A 22,037-nucleotide genomic window follows, 5' to 3' on the forward strand; every position below is an offset into this window, starting at 1 on the left:
GCCGCAGCCCCTGCCTGCGATCAGCGGATCGGCGGCGCGTACTGAATACCGCCCTTGCTCCAGAGATTATTGAGGCCGCGGGCAATGCCGAGCTTGGAGCCGGAGCCGACGTTCCGCTCGAAGGACTCGCCGTAATTGCCCGTCGCCTTCACGATGCGAATGATCCAGTCCTTGGTCAGGCCGAGCTGTTCGCCAAGGTTACCGTCGGTGCCCATGGCGCGCTTGAGCTCGGGCTTGTCGGACTTGGCCATTTCGTCGACGTTCTTCTGGGTCACGCCGAGTTCTTCGGCGCCGACCATTGCAAACAGCGTCCATTTCACGACGTCGAACCACTGATCGTCGCCATGGCGGACCATCGGCCCGAGCGGCTCCTTCGAGATCACTTCGGGCAGCACGACGTGATCGGCGGGATTGGCGACCTTCAGGCGCTCGGCGTAGAGCTGGGAGACGTCTGACGTGAAGACGTCGCAGCGGCCGGATTCATAGGCCTTGACGCTTTCGTCGGCGGTGGCGAACGCGATCACCTCATACTTCATGTTGTTGCCCTTGAAGTAGTCGGCGAGATTCTGCTCGGTGGTGGTGCCGGTCTGGACGCAGACCGAGGCGCTGTTGAGTTCCAGCGCCGAGTTCACCTTCAGCGACTTCTTCACCAGAAAACCCTGGCCGTCATAATAGGTGACGCCGGTAAAGTTGGCGCCGAGCGAGGTGTCGCGCGACAGCGTCCAGGTGGTGTTGCGCGACAGCACGTCGATCTCACCCGACTGCAGCGCGGTGAAGCGGTCCTTGGCCGACAGCGGCACGAACTTGATCTTGCTCGCGTCGTTGAAAATGGCGGCTGCGATCGCGCGGCAGATGTCGACGTCGAGCCCGGTCCAGTTACCCTTGTCGTCCGGAGTCGAGAAGCCCGGCAGGCCCTGGCTGACCCCGCAGGACAGCATACCGCGGTCCTTGACCGTCTTGAGGGTTTGCGCCGAGGCGGCCTGGGCCGAGAGACCGGCGGCAAGAGCGAGGGTAACAACCAGAGATACGCGTTTCATGGGCTAGGCCTTTCAAGGGGGTCGTCCGGAGATCTTTTTTTAGGCAACGCCTGACGTTGTGGGGCCAACCCGCTGATCCCTCGCTGAAAAGCGTCCCGCCGGCCGTGCAGTTTGACATGCGGTCCGGTCGGGCAATGGATCAATATCGCGACAGGCCCCTCAACTTGCAGCGACTGTTAGTTGGCATGCATCTCAGAACGACTGGCGTGCCGGGTCAAGGGGTTGACTGCCCTCTTCGGTGTCTTGTTATTAACTTACCCGGTCCTGCCCTGCCGCCCGGCGGATTTTCGCGATCAAGTTGTGGCTGCGGCATAACGTCTTGGATAATGCAAACGCATGAGCTTTTCGAACGACGGTCCGTCCAACCCGCAAAAACCCGAAACCAGACTGGTCACCGCGGGCCGTGACACCAAGGGGCAAAGGGGGTTCGTCAACCCTGCCGTGTTCCACGGTTCGACCGTGCTCTATCCGACCGCCGAGGACCTCCACGCCCACCGTGCCGAATTCTCCTATGGGCGTCACGGCTCTCCGACCACACGCGCGCTGCAGGACGTGCTGATGGCGCTGGAAGGACCGCAATGTGCCGGCGTCGGCCTCACGCCATCGGGGCTCGCCGCGATCACCACTACGCTGCTCTCGGTGCTGAGCGCCGGCGATCATGTGCTGGTGACCGACAACGTCTACCGGCCGTCGCGCAATTTCTGCAACGGCATGCTCGCCCGCTACGGCGTCGAGGTCAGCTATTTCGATCCGCTGATCGGCGCTGCCATCGAAAGCCTGTTCAAGCCCAACACCAAGGCGGTGCTGGTCGAGGCGCCCGGCTCGCAGTCGTTTGAAATGACCGACATCCCCGCCATCGCCGAAATCGCGCATGCGAGGGGCGCGCTCGTCATCGACGACAACACCTGGGCGACGCCACTGTTTCACCGCTCGCTCGACCAGGGCGTCGACATCAGCATGCAGGCCGCCACCAAATATATCGGCGGCCATTCCGACATCATGTTCGGCACGATCTCGGCGAACGCGAAAGCCTGGCCGCTGCTCACCGAGGGTATTCGCCTGCTCGGCGTCTGCGCCGGTCCCGACGACGTCTTCCTGGCGCTGCGCGGCACCCGCACGCTTTCGGTGCGGCTCGCACAGCATTACCGCTCGGGTCTCGAAATGGCGCGCTGGCTCGCCACCCGCCCCGAAGTCTTGTCGGTCCTGCATCCGGCGCTTGAAAGTCACCCGGGCCACGCGATCTGGAAGCGCGACTTCACCGGCGCGTCCGGCCTGTTCAGTATTGTTCTAAAACCGGTGCCGCAAAAGGCGGTCGATGCCCTGCTCGATACCGTCAAGCTGTTCGGCATGGGCTTTTCCTGGGGCGGCTTCGAAAGCCTCATCATTCCGTTCGACTGCGATCAATATCGCACCGCGACCAAATGGTCCCCCGGCGGACCGACGCTGCGGCTCCACATCGGCCTGGAGAATGTCGACGACCTCAAGGCCGATCTCGATCGCGGTTTTGCGGCGCTGAAGGCCACCGCGTAGGGCGACTATTCCTGTTCGATTTTTGATTGATCTTCGCGACGGCCGATGCAGCGGAGTGCTTTCGCTTGCATCTGCCGGGCCAGATCAACCGCGCGTTGCCGTCACGGCAGTATCCCCGGATTTTTGCGGACAATTTTCTTCAAACGATAACCGCTCGTTCACCATGACGGCGAATCCCGCCGTTCGATCGACCAAAACTTTCACGCCTCAAGTTCCCTTATACCTTTGATGCCTAGTCATACCTTCGGGGAAGGCTGTCGTTGCAGTGCAGTTGGGGCGTCCCTGCGTAAGAGTAGTGTAAAAGCGTATGAATATCGCACGTGTCGTCGTTCTGATCATCGCCTTGAGTGCCGGCGCTGTCGCCGCCTATCTCGCCCGTGGCACGGAAGATAGATCGCAGCCCGCGGCCGAACCGGTCGCGCAGTTGCCGACGGTGGAAATTCTGGTCGCGAAGTCCGACATCGGGCTCGGCCAGCCAGTCAAGCCCGAGGATCTGCAATGGCAGACCTGGCCGGCGTCGGCCGGCAATAATCTGGTCAACCGCGCCAGCAGGGCCGAGGCCATCAAGGAAATCGCCGGTTCGATTGCGCGCGCTCCCTTCATCGCGGGCGAGCCGATCCGTGAGCAGAAGCTGGTCAAGGCCAACGGCTCCGGCTTCATGGCAGCCATCCTGCCGACCGGCATGCGGGCGATCTCGACTGAAATCTCGCCGGAAACCGGCGCCGGCGGCTTCATCCTGCCCAACGACCGCGTCGACGTCATTCTCACCAAGCGCGAAAAGAGCCCGGACGGCAAGGGAGCCGATGTCGCCCAGTCGGAAATCATTCTCTCCAACATTCGTGTGCTGGCGATCGATCAGGCGCCGAAGGAAAAAGAGGGCATCAACACCCTCGTCGGCCGCACCGTCACGCTCGAACTGAAGCCCGAGCAGGCCGAGACGCTGGCACGTTCGCGCCAGAGCGGCACGCTGGCGCTCGCGCTGCGCAGCATCACCGACGTCAACGCGACGGCCGAAGGCCAGTCCGAGGATCAGACTAAAAAACGAAGCGAAAGCGTCAACGTGGTCCGCTACGGGGTCGCCAATCAAACGACGGCACAGAAGTGACCGAAAGGACGTCCAGAATGAAGTTTGGAGAAAATCAGTCAGCGATGCGAACCGTAGCGGCGCGCACCCTGTTGTTGTCGGCCGCCGCCGCGCTGACGCTCGCTCCGCTGCTGCCCGTCGTCGCGGCCGAGTCCGACAAGGATCCCGTGACGACCTCCGCCATCGGCCCGGTCAAGATGCGCTTCCTGTCGCTCGGCATCGGCAAGTCCGTGGTCGTCGACCTGCCACGCGACGTGAAGGATGTGCTGGTCGCCGACCCGAAGATCGCCAATGCCGTCGTTCGTTCCTCGCAACGCGCCTATATCATCGGCGGCGCGGTCGGCCAGACCAACGTGGTGTTCTTCGACGCCGACGGCCAGCAGGTTGCCTCCTACGACATCGCGGTCAAGCGTGACTTGAACGGCGTGCGCGCCGCGCTGAAGCAGACCTTGCCCGGCGTCCAGATCGAGGGCGTCGGCGACAGTGTCGTCCTGACCGGCTCCGTATCCTCTCCGGTCGAAGCCCAGCAAGCCGGCGAGATCGCGGCGCGGCTGGTCGGCGGCGCCGAGAAGGTTGTCAACTCGGTCATCGTCCGCGGCCGCGACCAGGTGATGCTCAAGGTCACCGTGGCGGAAGTGCGACGCGACATCGTCAAGCAATTGGGCGTCGATCTCAGTGCCAGCATGAATTACGGCACCGCGGCGGTCGTTTTCAACAACACCAATCCGTTCACCGCCAACAATGCTCCGCTCGTCGCCGGCAACGGCTTGACCGGGGCGGCTTTGAACAAAGCTGGTCTGCCATCCGTCACCGCTACCCTGCGCGCGATGGAGAGCGCGGGCGTGGTGCGGACGCTGGCGGAGCCAAATCTGACGGCGATCTCCGGCGAGTCCGCGACATTCATTTCAGGCGGCGAATTTCCCATTCCGACCGGCGTAACCTGCCAAACGACGACGGCGGGCGCGATCGGACAATGCGTTCAGACGGTCAGTTTCAAGAAATTCGGCATCTCGCTCAACTTCACGCCGGTGGTGCTGACCGAGGGACGGATCAGCCTGAGGGTGATGACCGAAGTGTCGGAAATCTCGACCGAAAACGCTTTGACGGGCGGTGCCGGCGGAACAACGATCCCCTCGATCAAGACGCGTCGCGCGGAAACCACGCTGGAAATTCCGTCCGGCGGCTCCGTTGCGATGGCGGGACTGATCCAGGAACAAACCAAGCAGGCTATCAACGGAATGCCCGGCGTGGATCAGATACCGATTTTCGGACAGCTGTTCAGGAGCCAGGACTTCATCAACCATCAGACCGAACTGATGGTCATCGTGACGCCCTATGTCGTTCGCGCGGTCGCGCAGAAGGAACTGTCGCGTCCCGATGACGGCTTTGCGCCGGCATCCGACTCGCAGTCCGCTTTGCTCGGGCGCATCAACCGGATCTATGGGGTCGCCGCCCGCGTCGATCCCGTCGGCGGCATGCAGGGCAATTTCGGCTTCATCATCGATTGAGACGCAGAGCTGTTCACCGAGTGGGGACGAGGACAGAACATTGACAACGAGAATTCAGCTCTATCGCGTCAAGGCCTTGCCGATACTTGGCGCCCTGCTCGGCCTTTCGGCGGCGCTCGGCGCCTGCACGTTGCAGAGCACGGAAATCGTGACCGCCAGCGTGCCCGAAGATTACCGCCATCGTCATCCGATCGCGGTGACCGAAGCCGACCGCTCAATCGTGGTGTTCGTCGGTCATGCCCGCGGCGGCCTGTCCGGGTCGCAACGCACCGACGTCATGGGACTGGCGCAGACCTGGATGCGCGAAGGCACCGGCGCTGTTATCGCCGATGTCCCGATCGATACGCCGAACGCGCGCGCGGCGGCGGCGTCGTTCCGGGAAATCCGGTCGGTGCTGATGGCCAGCGGCGTGCCCTCGCGCGCCATCACGCTGCGTCACTACCGGCCCGACGATCCACGTACGCTGCCGACGATCAGACTCAGCTATCCGAAGATTACGGCCGTGGCCGGACCGTGCGGCCTGTGGCCGCAAGACCTCGGACCGAATATCGACAATGTCGCCTACAATGAAAATCGCTCGTACCACAATTTCGGCTGCGCCACCCAGCGCAACCTTGCTGCGATGATCGACAATCCTGCCGATCTCGAGCAGCCGCGCCCCGAGAGCCCCGCCTATACGCCACGCCGCGATATCGCCTTTGAAAAATACCGCAAGGGCACCACGACAACGACCACCTATCCCGAAGCCGATAAGGCCAAACTCAGCGATACAGGCAAATGATCAGCCGCGTCTTTCAAAACTCAGACGATCAACTCGACGACACGCCGGCGCAGCCCGAGGAATACATCTCGCCGGCGCCACGCGTATCGGTGCAGGCCTTTTGCGTCAGCATCGCGATCGCAACAGCGGCGCGCGCGGCGAGCGAAGACCGCCGTCTCGGCAAGGCCCACCTTACGGTTCACATGGGCGGCATTGCCGCCGCCATCGAGACCTACCACAAGGCGCCGACGCCGAACGTCATTTTGCTGGAGACCGAACCCGGCCGCGATATTCTCGAAGCCCTCGATGAACTCGCGACCGTCTGCGACGCCGGAACCCGCGTCGTCGTGATCGGCAGCGCCAACGACGTCACGCCCTATCGTGAACTGGTGCGGCGCGGCATCAGCGACTACGTGACCGGACCGATCGAGCCGATCGACGTCGTGCGCGCAATATGCGGTCTTTACGCGGCCTCCGAGGCCGTGGCCGTCGGCCGCATCATCGCCGTGGTCGGCGCCAAGGGCGGCGTCGGCGCCTCCACCGTCGCGCACAACGTGGCCTGGGCGATCGCCCGCGATCTCGCGCTGGATTCCGTCGTGATCGATCTCGACCTTGCCTTCGGCACCGCCAGCCTCGATTACAATCAGGATCCGGTTCAAGGCATCGCCAATGCGGTCTTCCAGCCGGAACGGCCGGACTCCGCCTTCATGGAGCGCCTGCTGTCGAAATGCACTGACCGCCTCGACCTGCTGGCGGCGCCGGCAACATTGGACCAGGTCTATGATTTCGGCGCCGATGCGTTCGATGCGATCTTCGATACGATGCGCATGACGACCCCCTGCATCGTGCTCGACGTCCCGCATCAATGGTCGGCGTGGACCAAACGCACGCTGGTCGGCGCGGACGACATTCTGATCGTCGCCGAGCCCGACCTCGCCAACATGCGCAACGCCAAAAACATGCTGAACGTGCTGAAGGCGGCGCGGCCCAACGACCGCCCGCCGCTCTATTGCCTCAACCAGGTCGGCATGCACAAGCGTCCGGAGATATCCACGCGCGAATTCGCCAAGGCGATCGAGAGCCAACCGATCGCGGCCATTCCGTTCGATTCAAGGATGTTCGGCACCGCCGCCAATAACGGCCAGATGATCGCGCAGATCTCTGCCAAGCATCGCACCACCGCGATGTTCCTGCAGATGGCACAGCGCCTGACCGGCCATGCCGTGACCAAGCGGTCCCGGACTTCGTTCCTGGCCCCGATCCTCAAGAAACTGCAAGGCGTGAAGGCTCGCAGGGCCTGAGCAAGAGCAACGGCGGCAAGTGGCCGAGCCGTTGCCGCCCTGAGCCTATTCCGTTCCGATGCAATCGGAACGGGGCTCTGGATTTTTGATTTGAGGCGTTGGTCCTGACGCGAGCCGCCGCCCGCTCCGCTTGAAACGTTCTAATTGGCGCGTCCGGCGGCCGCGATCGGCATCTTATCGACCTCGGCCCGCGCGTTCTCTTTTTCCTTGCGCGATAACATCTGCTTCAACTGGGCGACATTGACTGCGGCCTCGGCGGGCGGCAGGTCGGCCTTCACGATCTTTTCGGCATCGGCGAAACGGCCCTGCAGGCCGACCACCAGCGCCAGATTGGCACGTACGCGCGGATCGGTCGGCGCAAGGCCATGGGCGCGGCGCAGCGTCTCCTCGGCCTTGGGCAGTTCTTTCGAGAGCACGTAGGACAGTCCGAGATTGGACAGCACCAACGGCTGGCCGGGCACGATCTTCAGCGCGCTCGAATAGTATTGCCGCGCCTCCTCGTAGCGGCCGAGTTGGTCCAGTGTCGCTCCCTGCGCCGAGAGCAGCCGCCAATCGGGATCGTCGGGGCTATGGGCGCGGCCGAGCACCTCGAAGGCCTGCTGGAAGTTGCCGTTGTCGGCCAGCGCGCGGCCGTAGGCGGCGAGCAGCAGCTTGTTGCCGGGATGGGCGATGGTGGCCTGTTCGAGCACCGCAACCGCCTGCGCCCGCTGTCCTGACGCGCGCAGCGCCTTGCCGTACCTCAGCGCGGCGTCGGCATCCTTCGGATTGGCGCGATAGCGCTCCTGGTAGAGCTCTGCGTCACGGCGCGGGTCGCTGGCGAGACTGGCGTCGGCCTTCTCGTCGATCGAACCGGTAATGTCTGCTAGTCCCGAAGTCTGGCAACTGCCAAGCCCCAACGCCAGGATCAGGGTCGACGTGCACGCAAGAAGCCGCGCAAGGCGGGACGGATGGAGCAACTTCTGTCGCATGTAGCTGGACTCACGGCGGGAACTGTCCAGGAACACTCACAGCTTAACCCTAAGTTCAGGTTAAGTTTGCCCACTTTTGCGGTAATCGGAGACCTCTGCGACCCGCTACGCGCCGGCCGGGCGCTTGCGCCCTGACCGCGCCGGCGCAGCCGAGCAGCTTAGTCGACGAATTGCGCGCCGAGCTCGCATCCGATCCGCCAGGCCAGCCGGCACTGACGCGGCCTGCCCTCCGAGAAAATCACCGTAAATTCGGAAGGAATTTCGGGATATTCGGCGATGATCTTCACACCGCCATCCGACACGTCGGAAATCATGCAATCGCGCGGCAGGCCGCCGGTCGCGAATTGTATTTTTGCAAAGCTTCTGCACGCCCGACGTTCGCTGCTGCGACGATTCGCATACATGTCGATCCCTGACCCTAGCTCGTGTGATTCACCCGATGGTGGATCAGTCTTACCGAAGAATTGTTGGAATTGGCCTATCGCAACGGCTCGCAATGTAACTGATACGTTCGAAATCCGTTTACCGAACCTGGGGCCCTCTTGGTTGATGGCTGAGGTCCTCGAACGCGCCCGCGGCGGCGCCTCGCAGTGCAATTTTCGGCAAATTAAGGGGTTGATCCCCCCTCGTTAGGCGATAGCCTGACCCCTCGACTCGATTTGGCGGAAACAAAAGCGCATGGGAAGTCTGGTTCTTCTCGATTTGATGGGCGGCGTCGCGCTACTGCTGTGGGGCCTGCATATGGTCCACAGCGGCATCCTGCGCGCGTTCGGGGCTGATCTGCGCCTGTTGCTGGCCAAAGCCCTGAGCAACCGCTTCACCGCCTTTGGCGCCGGCCTCGGTCTGACCGCCCTGCTCCAGAGCAGCACCGCGACGGCGCTGATCACCAGTTCGTTTACCTCGGAAGGGCTCGTCAGCCTGGTGCCTGCACTCGCCATCATGCTTGGCGCCAATGTCGGCACTACCCTGATCGTGCAGATCCTGTCGTTCAACATCTCCGCCGTGGCACCCGTGCTGTTCATCATCGGGCTGGTCGCCTTCCGCAGCGGGCCGCGCTCGCGCATCAAGGACATCGGCCGCGTCTTTATCGGGCTCGGCCTGATGCTGCTGGCGCTGCATATCCTGCTCAATACGTTGGCGCCGGCGGAGAACGCACCGGGCGTGCGCGTGTTCATGAACGCCATCACCGGCGATCCCGTGCTCTGCATCCTGCTCGCCGCGATCGTGACCTGGCTGGTGCATTCCTCTGTCGCCAGCGTGCTGCTGATAATGTCGCTGGCCTATGCGCATTTCGTCACGCCCTACGCGGCGCTGGCGCTCGTACTCGGCGCCAATCTCGGCAGCGCCATCAATCCAATCGTCGAAGGCGCGCGCCGCGACAATCCCGCGAGCTACCGCCTGCCGCTGGGCAACCTCGTCAACCGGCTTGCCGGTATCCTGCTGGTGGCGCCGTTCCTGCAGCCGATCGCGGACCTTCTGATCTCGTGGCAGCCGGATCTCGCCAAGGCGACTGCCCTGTTCCACGTCGCCTTCAACGTCGTGACCGCAGCTCTCTTCATCGGCCTGCTCGACGGCATGGCGAAGCTGTTGAAGGCGTTGCTGCCCGAGCGCGTCAAGGAGGCCGACGCGTCAGGACCGCGCTATCTCGACGAGAGCGCGCTGGAAACGCCCTCGCTCGCTCTGGCCGATGCTGCCCGCGAGACCCTGCATATGGGCGATCACGTCGAGATCATGCTGCGCAAGGTGATGGCGGCAATGATGACCAACGACCGGGCGCTGGTCGACCAGGTCTCGCAGATGGACAACAGCGTCGACAGCCTCGACGAGGCGATCAAGCTCTACGTCACAAAACTCACCCGCGGCAGTCTCGACGAGCGCGAGGGACAGCGGGCGATGGAGATCGTTTCCTTCGCCATCAACCTCGAGCATATCGGCGACATCATCGACAAGAATCTGAGCGAGCTCGCAACCAAGAAGATCAAGCGCCGGTTCCAGTTCTCGGCCGAGGGCGCCGAGGAGCTGTCCGCCTTCCACAAGCGCACGATGGATTCGCTTCGGATCGCGTTCGGCGTCTTCATGTCCGGAGACGTCAACGAGGCGCGAAAGCTGCTGGCCGAGAAAGCCGCGCTGCGCAATGCCGAACTGGCCGCGACCGAGCGGCATCTCGACCGCCTGCGCGAGGGCCGGCCCGAAACCATCGAGACCACCTCGCTGCATCTCGACGTGCTGCGCGACCTCAGGCGCATCCATTCGCACATCTGCTCGGTCGCCTACCCCGTGCTGGATGCCGCGGGCGAACTGGCCGCGTATCGCCGCTCGACGGAGAACGATGTCGGCGCGCTGCCGGCACCCGCGCCCAGCCGCTCCTGATCACCGATCCAGCGTCTTCGACGCCTTGCCGCGATGCCTGACGATCAGCATGATGTTCCTGATATAGATGATCGTGGCCAGCGACTGACCGAGAATGATCACCGGCTCGCGCTTGGCGATACCGTAGACCAGAGTCATCAGGCCGCCCCCCATGGAGAAGAACCAGAACGCGATCGGAATCACGCTTCGTCCGGCGCGTTCGCTTGAGATCCACTGCACCAGGAAGCGCGCGGTGAAGAACAATTGCGCGATCAGGCCGAAAGCCAGCCAGAAATCGAACTTGGCGACGAAGACGTCATAGAGATAATCGCCCAGCGCCTGGCCGTATTGAATCAGCATCAGAGAACCTCGGTCACAGTGGGCGTCGGCTTCTTGCGGCGGATCAGCCACCACACGCCGGCAAGATCCATGATCCCGATCCATAGCCGGTCAAAGAAGCCGTAATTGGACACGCCGGAATGGCGCGGACGATCGATGACATCGACATAGGCGATGTCAAAGCCTTCGCGGCGTACCAGCGCCGGCAGGAATCGATGCAGCCCGTCGAAATAAGGCATCGAGAGGAACACCTCGCGCGGGAAAGCCTTCAGCCCGCAGCCGGTGTCGCGGGTGCCGTCGCTAAGAATCGCCTTGCGCACGCCGTTGGCGATTTTCGACTGCAGCTTCTTGAAACCGGTATCCTTGCGCCCCACCCGCTGGCCGGCGGCGAGACCGACGCGGCCATCGCCCTTTTCGACCGCGGCGATCAAGTCCGGCAGGAACGCCGGATTGTTCTGGCCGTCGCCATCCAGCGTCGCCACGATGGCGCCGCGCGCGGCCCGCACCCCGCTGCGCACCGCCGCCGATTGCCCGGAAGAATGGTCGTGTTTGAGTTGCCGGAGCTGACGGTGCTGCTTCATCAGGTCGACCAGCCGTCCGGCGGTCGCATCCGTCGAGCCGTCATTGACATAGATGATCTCGTAGGCCCAGCGGCCATCGAGCGCGCCAACGATTTCCGCAACCAGCGGCGCGACGTTCTCCGCTTCGTTGCGCACCGGCACAACGATGGAAACGGCGACCGCATCAGTGTCGGAAGGTGTCAAATCGGCACTCGTCTGGTTGGTTTGGGAGAACCCGGAACCGGGCATATCGGGGCCGTCGGGCGGCGTCCGCTTTTATGGGGCCAAAGCGCCGCGGGCAACCCTTTTGAGGCGTCCGGACGAAGGCCCGACAAGGGACACAATGCTGCCGTCGCGCTGGATCGCGAACCCCAGCCTGCGGGCCGCAAACCAGTAGCGCACGAACATCGCGCCGACGATCCCGACCAGCGCACCGGCTACCACGTCGCTCGGATGGTGGGCGACCAGCACCAGACGGGTCGCCGCAATGAAGATGGCATAGACGGCCATCGCAAGGCGTGCCTGAGGCCAGATGACCGACACGGCGAAAGCCAGCGCAAAGGCGGTCGTGGCGTGGCCGGACGGAAAGCTGTAATAGGCCGGGTTGCCTGCGAAGTGCGAGAAGTGAAAGGCATTGGCCTCGCCACCGACAAACGGACGGCCGCGGCCGACGCAATATTTCAGCACTTCGGTGACCAGATTGGGCACGGCGACCGCGCAGAAAATGAACTGCAGCCGCGTTCCAAGACCAAGCAACAGCGAGCGCTGGATGCCGCGCAAGGCCGGCGAGACGATGGCAACCGCGATCAGCAATCCGGCCAGTACCGTCAGCACATATTCGTCCTTGCCGAAATCGGTGAGAATGCGGATCCACCACAGCGCCGGCGTGCCGCGTTTCGGCATCTGGGCTATTTCCCACGCGTCGATCGCGTACATCAGCACGATGATCGCGGCACCGAGGCCAGCCGACAGCCACAACACGTGTCGTGCCGCCCGCCGCGCCGCCTCGGCGCGCCGCGAATGCGACGGCGAGCGCACGAGCTGCGTCAGCGACAACCACGCCAGCTTCACGAAGCGCGAAGCATAATTCTGGGATTCGGTGGCCACGGAATTTGTGGACATCTTACTCCGTGCCTTCCGAGCGGAAGATGGCGATCGAGACCGCCTTTCCCTGCGAGATATTATAGCCCTCGATCCGCTTCGCCACGTTGTAGCGCAACCCGATGGCTTCGGCGCGTTGGACGAAGGCGCGCTCGGTGCGCGATTCCACCAGCGCAAAACGGCAACTGCCTTGGCCTAGGAAATCCGCCGCGCCCGATCCGTCGGTGAGCAGCGTGCCGGTGCCGGTCATGAACACCAGGCTCGGCTCGTGAAAGCCGGCTGCTGCGGCCCTTGGCCCAACGCAGACCACGTTGCGAAGCGCGCGCGCGACCTCGGCGCTCGGAAACAATGTCGTCAGCGACGGCATCACGATGCCGTAGATTCCGATCGCCAGGAACATCGCCGCGACCACCGCATTCAACAGCGAGCGCTCGGCGCGGCTGTCCTCGAACATCCACCACGCGACCAGACCGAAGATCATGGCCCCGGCCAGGAACGGCCAGGCCGGAAACGCCGGATAGTGCGTCAGCTTGATGGCGCCGATGACGGCGATCACGGCCGCGCCGACCGGCACCACGAACCACCAGGCCGCACCGCGTGTCAGCCAGGACGAACGCGACAGCACGCGACGCTCCAGCGCCCCGGCAGTGAGGATCGCAATCGCCGGATACAGCGGCAGCACGTAATGCGGCAGCTTGGTCAACACCAGTTCGAACACGATCCAGGACGGCACCAGCCACGCCAGCAGATATTGCGCGCCGGGCTCGCGCCGCGCGCGCCACACGGCCGGCGCCGCCATCCCCGCCAGCGCGGCACCCGGCCAGAACGTGACCCAGAACAGCAGCAGATAGAGGCCGGGCGGTGCGCCGTGGGATTCCTGTGCGCCAAGCTTGCTCAACATGTCGCCGCCGAGTGAATTGGAGAAGAAGGCCTCGCCCGCCCGCCAGAAGATCGCGACGAACCATGGCAGCACCAGCACCAGCGTCCACATCAGGCCCCATACCGGACGCAGCCGCCAAAGCCATGCCGCCGAGCGGTCGAGGATCGCGAGCGCCAGGATGGCCAAGCCGACGAACATCAGGATCAGCGGCCCCTTGAGCAGGATGCCGCCGGCCAGCGCAGTCCAGAAGATCGCAGGCGCGCTCCAGGGCGGACGCGCCGGATCCTCGCCACGCTGCCAGGACAGATAGACCCGCGCCATCGCTCCCATCGCGGCAACCACGGTCAACAGCAGCATCGCGTCGGTTTTGGCCAGCCGGGCCTCGGCGCCGAGCAGGACTGAACTGCATATCATCAGCGCCGCCAGCGCCGCCCCGCGCCGAGTCACGAAGGCGAGCGCCGCCCAGTAGGTCAGGAGAACCGCGCCGATGGCGCCGATCAGGGAGGGAATCCGGTAGAGCCAGATGCGCAACTGCGCCCGCGGCAGGCCGAGCGACGAGGCGGTTTCGACCACGGCGGCCTGCAGCCAATAGATGCCGACCGGCTTCTTGTAGCGGACGTCGTCCTGGAACCGGATATCGACGAAATCGCCGCTTTCGACCATCTGCTTGGTCGCCTGCGCAAACCGCGCCTCGTCGCGGTCGATCGCCGGAATATTGAAGAAGCCGGGCAGGAAAAGCACGATGCCGCAGAGCACCAGGAACACGATGGCGCGAAAGTGGCTCGCGGTCGCGTAATCGAACGCCGCGGCCAGCCTGCGGCTGGAATGCGTAGGTTTTACAGGCTGTTGGCCCGCTCCGAAGCGTGGGGGTTGCAAGGTTTCAACCATCTTGTTCGCATACGATGAAACCGCACTGCAAACAACACCACAGAACAGCCTAACCTGTGGTCGCTGGACGCTTTTTCGTCACTGTATCCGGATCACGACGGTATCGGCCGCCCCCGTCGCGTCGATCACCGTCAGGCGGGCGAAACCGGGCCCGGGCGGGTCAACCAGGCGCTGGCGCCGGCCGTCGATTTCGCCGACAGAAGCGCCGTTCAGCATGACGGTCAGCGGCAGCACGCCGCCGGCAACCTTGACCGGCATCGGTGCGGCCTGCCCGCCGCCTGAACGATCGACATCGATCCGCGAGCCGTTCAGCGGAAACTGGATGCGCGGCGTCTGATCGTTTCCGGTGCGGATCAGTTCGCCGACAGGACGGAAGCGCCGCAACGGCAGCGGCAGCTTGGCATTGCCGGCGATCAACGCCCCCTTTGGCGCCTTGGGCAGCGCTGCCGGGATCTTTCCGGTGCGCGCAAACGCGTCGAACAGGATTGGCGCGGCGGCGATGCGGCCGACCAGGCCCGGCACCGGTGCGCCGTCGGGACGTCCGACCCACACGCCGATCGTGATGCGGCCATCGAAACCGACCGACCATGCATCGCGATAGCCGTAGCTGGTGCCGGTCTTGAACGCGATTTTGTTGTGCACGCCGTTTTCCGGCGGCGGCGTCCCGAGCAGCACGTTGCCGACCTGCCAGGCCGCGGCCTGGTCCATCAGCCGCATCGGCTCGCGGTCGTCATTGGCCAGCATGATCTCGCGCAGCGGCTTTGCCGCGCCGAGCCGCGCCAGCCCGGTATAGAGCTGCGCCAGATCCTGCAAGGTGATGCCGACGCCGCCAAGGCCCATCGCAAGGCCCGGCGCTTCATCCTTCGGCAGCACGAGGTTGCCGCCGGCCTGCTTCAGCCGCGACGACAGCCGGCTGGAGCCGACGCGGTCGAGCAGCGCAATCGCCGGCACGTTCAATGATAGTTGCAGCGCCTTGCGCACCGGCACCGTGCCCTGGAACGTCATGTCGAAATTTTCCGGCGCGTAGGAGCCGAAACGAATGGGCCGGTCGTCGATCAGGCTCTCGGGATGCACAAAGCCGTCCTCGAAGGCGAGCCCATAGATAAATGGTTTCAGCGTCGAGCCCGGCGAACGCACCGCGCGCGTCATGTCGACCTGTCCGGCGCGGCGCTCATCGAAATAATCCGACGAGCCGACGCGGGCCAAGACGTCGCCGCTTTCATTGTCGACCGCGATGATCGCGACCGAAATGTTCGGCCCCTGCGCCACCGCGCGGTCGCGCGCCAGCACTTCCAGCGTTTTCTGCAAGGCCGAATCCAGCGTCAGCTTGATCAGCGGCGCATCCTTCACCGTCGCCATCGCGGCATCGGCGGAATGCGGCGCCAGAATCGGCATCGGCTTGCGCAGCCGCGGCACCGCGGCTGCCTTGGCCTGCGCCCCGTCATCTTTCGACACCACGCCATCCTCGACCATCCGGGCCAGCACGCGGTCGCGCGCGGCGTGGGCCGCTTCCGGATAACGGTCGAGCCGGCGGCGTTCCGGCGATTGCGGCAGCGCGACCAGCAATGCGGCCTCCGCAAGCGAAAGCCGTTTCGATTCCTTGCCGAAATAGGCGATGGATGCGGCGCGGATGCCTTCGAGATTGCCGCCGAACGGCGCCAGCGCCAGATAGAGATCGAGGATTTCGTCCTTGCTCAGTTGCCGTTCGATCTGAACCGCGCGCACCATCTGGCGCAGTTTTGCGTACACCGAGCGCTCGCGCCGCGGCTCGATCAGCCGCGCCAGTTGCATCGTAATGGTCGAGCCGCCGGAAACGATGTGGCCGCTGGTGCCGAACTGCAGCGCCGCGCGCCCGAGCGCCAGCGGATCGACGCCGCCATGCGACCAGAACCGGCGGTCTTCATACGCCAGCAGCAGCTTGAGATATCCGGGATCGACCGCGGTCTTCGCATCGACCGGCAGCCGCCAGCGGCCGTCGGCCATCGCATAGGCCCGCAGCAGCTTGCCGTTGCGGTCGACGATCGTGGTGGAAACTTTTCGCGCCTCTTCCAGCGGCAACGGCCCGAGCGAGACCACCCAGGCAGCGAAGCTGCCGGCCACGATCAAGAAGGCGGCGGCCGAAATCGCCACCGCCGTTCTGATCGTCCGCCAGCGCGCTCGGCGAGGCGCAGGCGGCGCTATGGTTGCCCTCTCGCTCATTTCGCCGGACGCACCTCGACCGAGCCGGTGCCGGTGCGGCCGTAGCGCGAGGGGTTGTACATGTCCTCGACATAGGCCTGCGGCAGCACGTATTTGCCGGGAGAAACCGCGCGAACGATGTAGGCCACGGTGAACACCGACTTGTCGTCGCTGGCGCGGTCGATGGCCGCCGTGAAGCGGTCGTCGCGGAACTCGGTATGCTCCGGCTCCTCGCCATCCTCGATCCAGTCCAGCGTGCCGCTATCGCCCGACGACACCAGATGCGGGTTGTCGATCTCGAGCCCGGCCGGGAGATAGTCGGCCACCATGATGTGCCCGTATTCCGGCTTGGCCTCGGTGATCTTCAGCACCACCGCGAAGCGGTCGTTCTGCTTGGCCTTGGTGACGTCCGCGGGCTTGCCGTCGAGCGTGAAGTAACTGCGCTCGATCTTGAAGCCGTTGGAGGCTGCGGGCTCCGGGGTAACAGGCGAACCCGACACCGAGACCACCGCCTGCAGCGGCGCATCGCCGGTATTGGTGACCTTGACCGGCTTGCCGGCCACCGCATCGGCCTTGTAGCTCCGGTACACGGCAGCCTTGGCAGGCGTGCCATCGATATCCAGCGCCAGCGTTTCCTTCGACAGCGCACGCGCGGCCAGCACCAGCCACGCGTTCTCCTGCGTCGAGGTGTAGGGCGAAAGCCCCCGCGCCACTTCGACCCGCTGGACGGCCTGCGTCAGCGTCGCCCGCGGCGCGTTGCCTTCGCTGGCGAGCGAGACCAGCGCCGCCGCATCGCGTAGCGCCGAGCCGTAGTCGGTGCGGCCGAACTCGAGCACGGGCTTTGGCGCCAGCGCATCGAGCGCTGCCCCATAGACCCGCTCCGCCCGCGTCTTGTCGCCGACCAAGGCCAGCGCCGCCGCGAGCTGCGACTTCGCAATCGGCGTGGCGAGATTGGAGAGCTTGGTGTCCGCGAGATAGCGCAGATCGCCGATCGGCGCCGCGCCATTGCGGGCGAGCACATAGAGGCCGTAGGCCAGATCGCGGCCGCCGTCCTTTTCCGGCTCGTTGGCGTTGACCACGGAGTTCCTGATGCGATCGAGCGCGTTCTTGAACAGCACGTCCGGCACCGCAAATCCCTTTTCGCGGGCGCGGGTCAGGAAGTCGGTCACGTAGGCATCGAGCCAGGAATCGTCGCCACCGGCCGACCACAGGCCGAACGAGCCGTTCGAGCCTTGGCGGGCCAGCAGCCGGTCGATCGCATCCCTGATGCGCTGGTCGACCGCGGTATCCATCGCCAGATGCGCGCCGGCCGCGAGGTCGTTGACATAGAGCAGCGGCATCGCGCGGCTGGTGATCTGCTCGGAACAGCCGTGCGGATAGCGATCCAGCGCCTTCAAAATGGTCGCCGCATCGAGCGCGGTGGACAGGCCGACCGACAGCGACACGCTGCCGGTGCCCGACACCAGGTCGGAGAACATGTCCGGCGTCAGCGTCAGGCTCTCACCCTTTGCCAGCGTTCGGATCGAGCGCCGCGCCAGCACCTGCGTCGCCGCCTTGACGTCGAGCGCATAGTGCCGGGCCAGCGTCAGTCCGTTCGGCCCCTTGATGTCGACATCGAGATTGGCGGTACCCGCGCCGCCGGCGTCGAGCGCCAACGCCATCGAGGTCCGCTGCTTGGCGGCGAGCTTGACAGTGGTGGTTGGATTGCCCGTCACTTTCACCGGTCCCGACGTTTTCACGCTGATGCTGTAATCGCCGGGCGCACCCTCGACATTGTCGAGATCGAAACTCATGGTGCCCTTGTCGCCGTTGAGCAGGAAGCGCGGCAGCGTCGCCGTCAGCACCACGGGATCGCGCACCGTGACGTCGATGGCGGCGCGGCCGAGCTTGGTCGAATTCCACGCCACCGCCATGACCCGCGCGGTGCCGGCGAATTCCGGAATGTCAAAACTGATTTCCGCTGATCCGTCGGCGCCGACCGTGACGATCCCTGAATAGAGCGCCAGCGGCTTTTGCGTGGGCGGCGAGCCCTGCAGCTCGGCGCCGGCGGAATCGCCGCCGGTCCGGATCTGGCCGCGCGTGCCCTGCATGCCGTCGATCAATTGCCCATAGAGGTCACGGATTTCGGACGTGAGGCGGCGCTGGCCGAGATAGTAGTCATCCGGCGCGGGCGGCTTGTAGTTGGTCAGGTTGAGAATGCCGACATCGACGGCAGCCACCACGATCTTGGCGTCCTCGCCGGGATTGAGCACGCCGAGTTTGACCGGGATCTTCAGCGCCGTACCGGGCCGAACCAGAGGCGGCGGCGACAGCGCGACCTGCAGCGTGCGCGTCTTCTTGTCGATGCCGAACCATTTTAGCCCTATCGCACGTCCCGGCATCCGCAGCGCTGCCGCGTCGAGCGGACGGCGCAGCGTCGCGAGCACATAGGCGCCGGTGCCCCAGTCCTTGCCGACGGTCAGCTTCACCTGCTGGGTGCCTTCCTTGACGTCGAGGGTCTGCGTCGTCAGCAGCCGGTCGCCGAGCACGTTGATGGTGAGCTTGCCGGCGGTACGGGCATTGACCGACACCACCATCGTGTCGCCGGACGCGTATTCCGGCTTGTCGATCGAGGTTTCCAAAAGGTCCGGCGTATCGGCGCTGCCGTCGGAGTACCAGCCGACGTCGAACTGCACCGACGTGACCGGTCCGTCCGCCTCGGTCGATTTGACATCGAGGCGGTAGCGGCCCGGCTGCGGCGCGACCGACACCCGCGCCGCCTTGTCAGATGTCAGCGTCAGGTCGCCGTCGGCGACACGCTTGGTCGATTTGACCGGCTCATATTCCCAGGACGAGTTCTGGCGATACCACTGGTACCGCGACTCCATCTTGAGCAATTCGTAGCGCAGGCCATCGCGCGGCAGTTGCTTGCCGTCGGGACCGACGAACACGACGTCGAACTCGGCCTTGTCGCCCTCGGCGACGCTCTTGTCAGCGAATAGCGGCTTGATGCCGATCAGCGCCGCTTGAGGCGCCACGGGAAGCACCAGCTTGCGCTCGACGGCGCGGCCGCCCGTCTCCACCATGCGGATGAAGATCTGGGCCTCCTGCGGACGGGTGGACGTCGGCGCCTTGGCCAGCGACACCGGGAAGGTCGCAACGCCATTGGCGTCGGCCTCGGGGAGGTTCTCGATCGGGGTGCGCTCGTTGGAGGCGGTCTCCTCATCCGCCACGCCGAACTGGTAGCCGGGATAACCCGGCCGCCCGGAGGCCGCAGGCGCGACCAGCATGTCGCCCTCGAGCTGCAGGCCCGAGGCCGGGGCACCATAGAGGAACTTGCCGGCGACCTTCAGTTCAACCGGGGTCTCAGCCTTGATCATCTTCTCCTTGGCCGAGACGTCGAACTCGATCCGTTCGGGGATGTAGTCCTCGACCATGAAGGTGGTCTCGCCGACGGACGAACCCTTGGGGTCGGTAAAGGCCCGCACCCGCCAGGTGCCGGTCGGGACCGCGGAATTGAGCGGCAGGACAAGAGAGCGGCCGCCCGCGCCCTGGTCGGGGAGCTGGGCGCGGCGGAATTCGACGCCGTCGGGCCGCTCGATCACCAGCGTCAGCGGCCCGCCGGACATGGCGTTGCCCTGCCCGTCGCGCAGCAGCGCGGTCAGATAGACGGTTTCGTTCGACCGGTAGACGCCGCGCTCGGCATAGACGAAGGCGTCGGCGCCTGCCGGCACCACCCGCCCCGATACGCCGCGGTCGGTGAGGTCGAAGGCATTGGTCTTCAGGCTGAGGAAGGCATAGTCCGCCTTGTCGCTCATGACTGTCAAAAGCGCCGGCGACAGCCCGCCCTCACCGCGCGCCAGTCCCGCCTCGAACAGCACATGGCCGGCATCGTCGGTCTTGCGGGTGGCGAGGATCTCATTGTTGCGCGCGACCAGCCGCACTTCGGCCTTTGCGACCGCCTCCGTCGAGGCCAGCGAATTGACGAACACATGGATGCCGTCATTACCCGAAAACGCCGTCAGCCCCATGTCTGACACGATGAACCATTGCGTCGCCAGCGAGCCGTCATCGTCGCCGCTGCCGGGGCCCTTGGCCGACGCCGTCATCACATAGACGCCGGGTTGCAGATCGCCGAGCGCCTGGTCGACCGGGAACGCCGTCACGACGTCCTGGTTCAGCGTCGAGGCGGTCGCAAGTTCGCCCGTCCAGACTTTTACGCCGCGCTCGTTGCCCAAATCCGAGAGCTGGTAGCTGGAGAGCGTCTTCTGAAAATCGCTGTCCACCACCGTATTGATCAGATTACGGTCGCCGATCCGGAACACGTTGACGTTCACCGACGGCGTATTGACGCTGACCAGCGGGATGCCGCGCTGGCCGGTCCGCGGCAGCACATAGGCGCGTCCCGTGAAGCGCACGAACGGCTTGCGGTCGCGCACATAGATGTTGAACTCGGCGGATTTCGGTAAGGACTCCTTGACGGTGGACGGCAGCCCCGCGCGCAGATTGATGTTGTAGCGCTCGCCGTGCTTCAGCCCGTCGACGCAGAGCTGCTTGCCCTCACTCGTCAGCGCCGGCTTGTCGGTGCCGGCCAGCGCCAGGAAAGGCGCGAAGTCGACCCGTTTGGCGAGGTCCTCGGAGAACTGGAAGCAGGCGCGCGGCGAAGCGCCGTCGGAATCCACGGTATAATCCAGCAGCCGGAAGCCGTGCTGGTCGCGCATCTTCTCGTACTGGCCGCGGACCTCGGCAACCTCGCGCATATCGAGCGACAGCCGCAAGCTATCCAGCGCCGGACGCCACAGCTTGCGTTCGGACATCGCCCGGCCCAGCACGGCCAGGGCATCGGCCTCCTCGGCCTGGTTGCCGGCGCGCTGATAGGCGATGTAGGCCGCGGTCGAGGCGCGCTCGTACAGGAAGGTCTGTTCGCTGGAACTGGCGGCGCGGATCTGGAAGATGGTTTTGGCGAGTCTGAGCCAATTGGCGCCGTCTTCGGGCGTGGTGGCGGCGATCTGCCCGAGGATCTGCAGGCCGACGCGGAAATCGGCGCGCCTGAAAGCGGCGTCGGCGTCGCCCCGCAGGGTTGCGGAGGATTTGGCGACCGGCCCCGCCTCGCTCTTGATCTGCGCTTCCAGCTTGACGGCCGAATCGGCCAGCTCGTCGCGCTTGAACGCCTTGTCCGCGGCGCCTGCCGCCGTCAGGCCAAGCGCCAGCGTGGCGCAAATCACAGTGGCGCGAACCAAACCGATCATGATGGGCTCCTTGCCGCGGACATCAGCCGCGTAACGTCGAAAAATGCGCGAAAAGGTGACGGACTGATGACGGTCGAAACGGCTTGCGAATAGGTCGCATGCATGGCGCTGGCAGTCCAAACGGTCCCGGCCGACCCGCCCGGCGGGGGTGCCGGTGGCTGGCTTTATGTCAGGGGCGGACCATAGGCTATGGCCCACCGTCTGCCTTAGTCGCGAAGTTGAGGAAATCGGTTCGACCGACTTGGCGGGGCAGCGGATTTTTCATATTGGCAGTGCTAGATAAGGAAAGCCTATAAGGCTGACACCACGGGCGGTCACTGCCCCGA

At 64.8% G+C, this 22,037-nt stretch carries 15 protein-coding genes; 6 read left to right on the forward strand and 9 right to left on the reverse strand.

The window, feature by feature from the left end; all coding sequences use genetic code 11:
• Positions 1–20: 20 nt before the first annotated feature.
• A complete protein-coding gene (locus ACVWVY_RS28875; RefSeq protein ID WP_456629553.1) occupies positions 21–1,037 on the reverse strand; it encodes an amino acid ABC transporter substrate-binding protein in 1,017 nt (338 codons plus the stop codon).
• Positions 1,038–1,373: 336 nt separating this feature from the next.
• On the opposite strand from ACVWVY_RS28875, the gene metC reads away from it, so the two are divergent.
• The 5 genes from metC to ACVWVY_RS28900 all read left to right on the forward strand — a co-directional run bounded on the left by metC (position 1,374) and on the right by ACVWVY_RS28900 (position 7,220).
• Entirely contained in the window at positions 1,374–2,567 is a 1,194-nt protein-coding gene (metC, locus tag ACVWVY_RS28880; RefSeq protein WP_456629554.1) for a cystathionine beta-lyase, read from the forward strand.
• Between the two features lie 307 nt (positions 2,568–2,874).
• Positions 2,875–3,672: a Flp pilus assembly protein CpaB gene (gene cpaB, locus ACVWVY_RS28885; protein ID WP_456629555.1), complete on the forward strand. Its 798-nt coding sequence runs from the start codon at positions 2,875–2,877 to the stop codon at positions 3,670–3,672.
• Positions 3,673–3,689: 17 nt separating this feature from the next.
• Positions 3,690–5,159, forward strand: coding sequence for a type II and III secretion system protein family protein (locus ACVWVY_RS28890; RefSeq protein ID WP_456629556.1), 1,470 nt, complete (start codon positions 3,690–3,692; stop codon positions 5,157–5,159).
• Between the two features lie 40 nt (positions 5,160–5,199).
• Positions 5,200–5,940, forward strand: coding sequence for a CpaD family pilus assembly protein (locus ACVWVY_RS28895; protein WP_456629557.1), 741 nt, complete (start codon positions 5,200–5,202; stop codon positions 5,938–5,940).
• The gene (locus ACVWVY_RS28900) at positions 5,937–7,220 is read left to right on the forward strand and encodes an AAA family ATPase (protein ID WP_456629558.1); all 1,284 of its coding nucleotides are present in this window, start codon (positions 5,937–5,939) and stop codon (positions 7,218–7,220) included. The genes ACVWVY_RS28895 and ACVWVY_RS28900 overlap by 4 nt, the downstream gene beginning before the upstream one ends.
• A 140-nt stretch (positions 7,221–7,360) precedes the next feature.
• Here ACVWVY_RS28900 and ACVWVY_RS28905 read toward each other — a convergent pair whose 3' ends face one another.
• Together ACVWVY_RS28905 and ACVWVY_RS28910 are read right to left on the reverse strand one after the other, a co-directional pair.
• Positions 7,361–8,188, reverse strand: a complete 828-nt coding sequence (locus tag ACVWVY_RS28905) for a tetratricopeptide repeat protein (protein WP_456629559.1) — start codon at positions 8,186–8,188, stop codon at positions 7,361–7,363.
• Positions 8,189–8,346: 158 nt separating this feature from the next.
• Entirely contained in the window at positions 8,347–8,592 is a 246-nt protein-coding gene (locus ACVWVY_RS28910; RefSeq protein ID WP_108519442.1) for a PilZ domain-containing protein, read from the reverse strand.
• A 274-nt stretch (positions 8,593–8,866) separates the two neighbouring features.
• Between ACVWVY_RS28910 and ACVWVY_RS28915 the strand changes: the two genes are divergently transcribed.
• The gene (locus ACVWVY_RS28915) at positions 8,867–10,558 is read left to right on the forward strand and encodes a Na/Pi cotransporter family protein (RefSeq protein WP_456629560.1); all 1,692 of its coding nucleotides are present in this window, start codon (positions 8,867–8,869) and stop codon (positions 10,556–10,558) included.
• Here ACVWVY_RS28915 and ACVWVY_RS28920 read toward each other — a convergent pair whose 3' ends face one another.
• From ACVWVY_RS28920 to ACVWVY_RS28945, 6 genes are all read right to left on the reverse strand, one after another.
• Positions 10,559–10,897, reverse strand: coding sequence for a lipid-A-disaccharide synthase N-terminal domain-containing protein (locus ACVWVY_RS28920; RefSeq protein WP_456629561.1), 339 nt, complete (start codon positions 10,895–10,897; stop codon positions 10,559–10,561). It abuts the gene before it with no gap.
• On the reverse strand, positions 10,897–11,685 hold the full coding sequence (locus tag ACVWVY_RS28925) for a glycosyltransferase family 2 protein (RefSeq protein WP_456629562.1): 789 nt from the start codon (positions 11,683–11,685) through the stop codon (positions 10,897–10,899). The genes ACVWVY_RS28920 and ACVWVY_RS28925 overlap by 1 nt, the downstream gene beginning before the upstream one ends.
• A gap of 27 nt (positions 11,686–11,712) precedes the next feature.
• Positions 11,713–12,558 carry a phosphatase PAP2 family protein gene (locus tag ACVWVY_RS28930; RefSeq protein WP_456629563.1) on the reverse strand — a complete coding sequence of 282 codons (846 nt, stop codon included), beginning with the start codon at positions 12,556–12,558 and terminating at the stop codon, positions 11,713–11,715.
• Between the two features lies 1 nt (position 12,559).
• On the reverse strand, positions 12,560–14,305 hold the full coding sequence (locus tag ACVWVY_RS28935) for an ArnT family glycosyltransferase (RefSeq protein ID WP_456629564.1): 1,746 nt from the start codon (positions 14,303–14,305) through the stop codon (positions 12,560–12,562).
• A 78-nt stretch (positions 14,306–14,383) separates the two neighbouring features.
• On the reverse strand, positions 14,384–16,504 hold the full coding sequence (pbpC, locus tag ACVWVY_RS28940; protein WP_456629565.1) for a penicillin-binding protein 1C: 2,121 nt from the start codon (positions 16,502–16,504) through the stop codon (positions 14,384–14,386).
• Positions 16,501–21,711 (reverse strand): alpha-2-macroglobulin family protein, encoded by a 5,211-nt coding sequence (locus tag ACVWVY_RS28945; RefSeq protein WP_456629566.1) that lies wholly within the window; start codon positions 21,709–21,711, stop codon positions 16,501–16,503. Before ACVWVY_RS28945 ends, pbpC begins: the two co-directional genes overlap by 4 nt.
• Positions 21,712–22,037: the final 326 nt, after the last annotated feature.

This window comes from Bradyrhizobium sp. URHC0002, assembly GCF_054059515.1.

Coding starts and splice junctions, on each gene's coding strand:
- ACVWVY_RS28920 (WP_456629561.1), bottom strand. CDS start 10,897: ATGCTGATTCAATACGGCCAGGCGCTGGGCGATTATCTCTATGACGTC.
- metC (WP_456629554.1), top strand. CDS start 1,374: ATGAGCTTTTCGAACGACGGTCCGTCCAACCCGCAAAAACCCGAAACC.
- ACVWVY_RS28905 (WP_456629559.1), bottom strand. CDS start 8,188: ATGCGACAGAAGTTGCTCCATCCGTCCCGCCTTGCGCGGCTTCTTGCG.
- ACVWVY_RS28915 (WP_456629560.1), top strand. CDS start 8,867: ATGGGAAGTCTGGTTCTTCTCGATTTGATGGGCGGCGTCGCGCTACTG.
- cpaB (WP_456629555.1), top strand. CDS start 2,875: ATGAATATCGCACGTGTCGTCGTTCTGATCATCGCCTTGAGTGCCGGC.
- ACVWVY_RS28930 (WP_456629563.1), bottom strand. CDS start 12,558: ATGTCCACAAATTCCGTGGCCACCGAATCCCAGAATTATGCTTCGCGC.
- ACVWVY_RS28875 (WP_456629553.1), bottom strand. CDS start 1,037: ATGAAACGCGTATCTCTGGTTGTTACCCTCGCTCTTGCCGCCGGTCTC.
- ACVWVY_RS28925 (WP_456629562.1), bottom strand. CDS start 11,685: ATGCCCGGTTCCGGGTTCTCCCAAACCAACCAGACGAGTGCCGATTTG.
- ACVWVY_RS28890 (WP_456629556.1), top strand. CDS start 3,690: ATGAAGTTTGGAGAAAATCAGTCAGCGATGCGAACCGTAGCGGCGCGC.
- ACVWVY_RS28945 (WP_456629566.1), bottom strand. CDS start 21,711: ATGATCGGTTTGGTTCGCGCCACTGTGATTTGCGCCACGCTGGCGCTT.
- ACVWVY_RS28910 (WP_108519442.1), bottom strand. CDS start 8,592: ATGTATGCGAATCGTCGCAGCAGCGAACGTCGGGCGTGCAGAAGCTTT.
- ACVWVY_RS28935 (WP_456629564.1), bottom strand. CDS start 14,305: ATGGTTGAAACCTTGCAACCCCCACGCTTCGGAGCGGGCCAACAGCCT.
- ACVWVY_RS28900 (WP_456629558.1), top strand. CDS start 5,937: ATGATCAGCCGCGTCTTTCAAAACTCAGACGATCAACTCGACGACACG.
- pbpC (WP_456629565.1), bottom strand. CDS start 16,504: ATGAGCGAGAGGGCAACCATAGCGCCGCCTGCGCCTCGCCGAGCGCGC.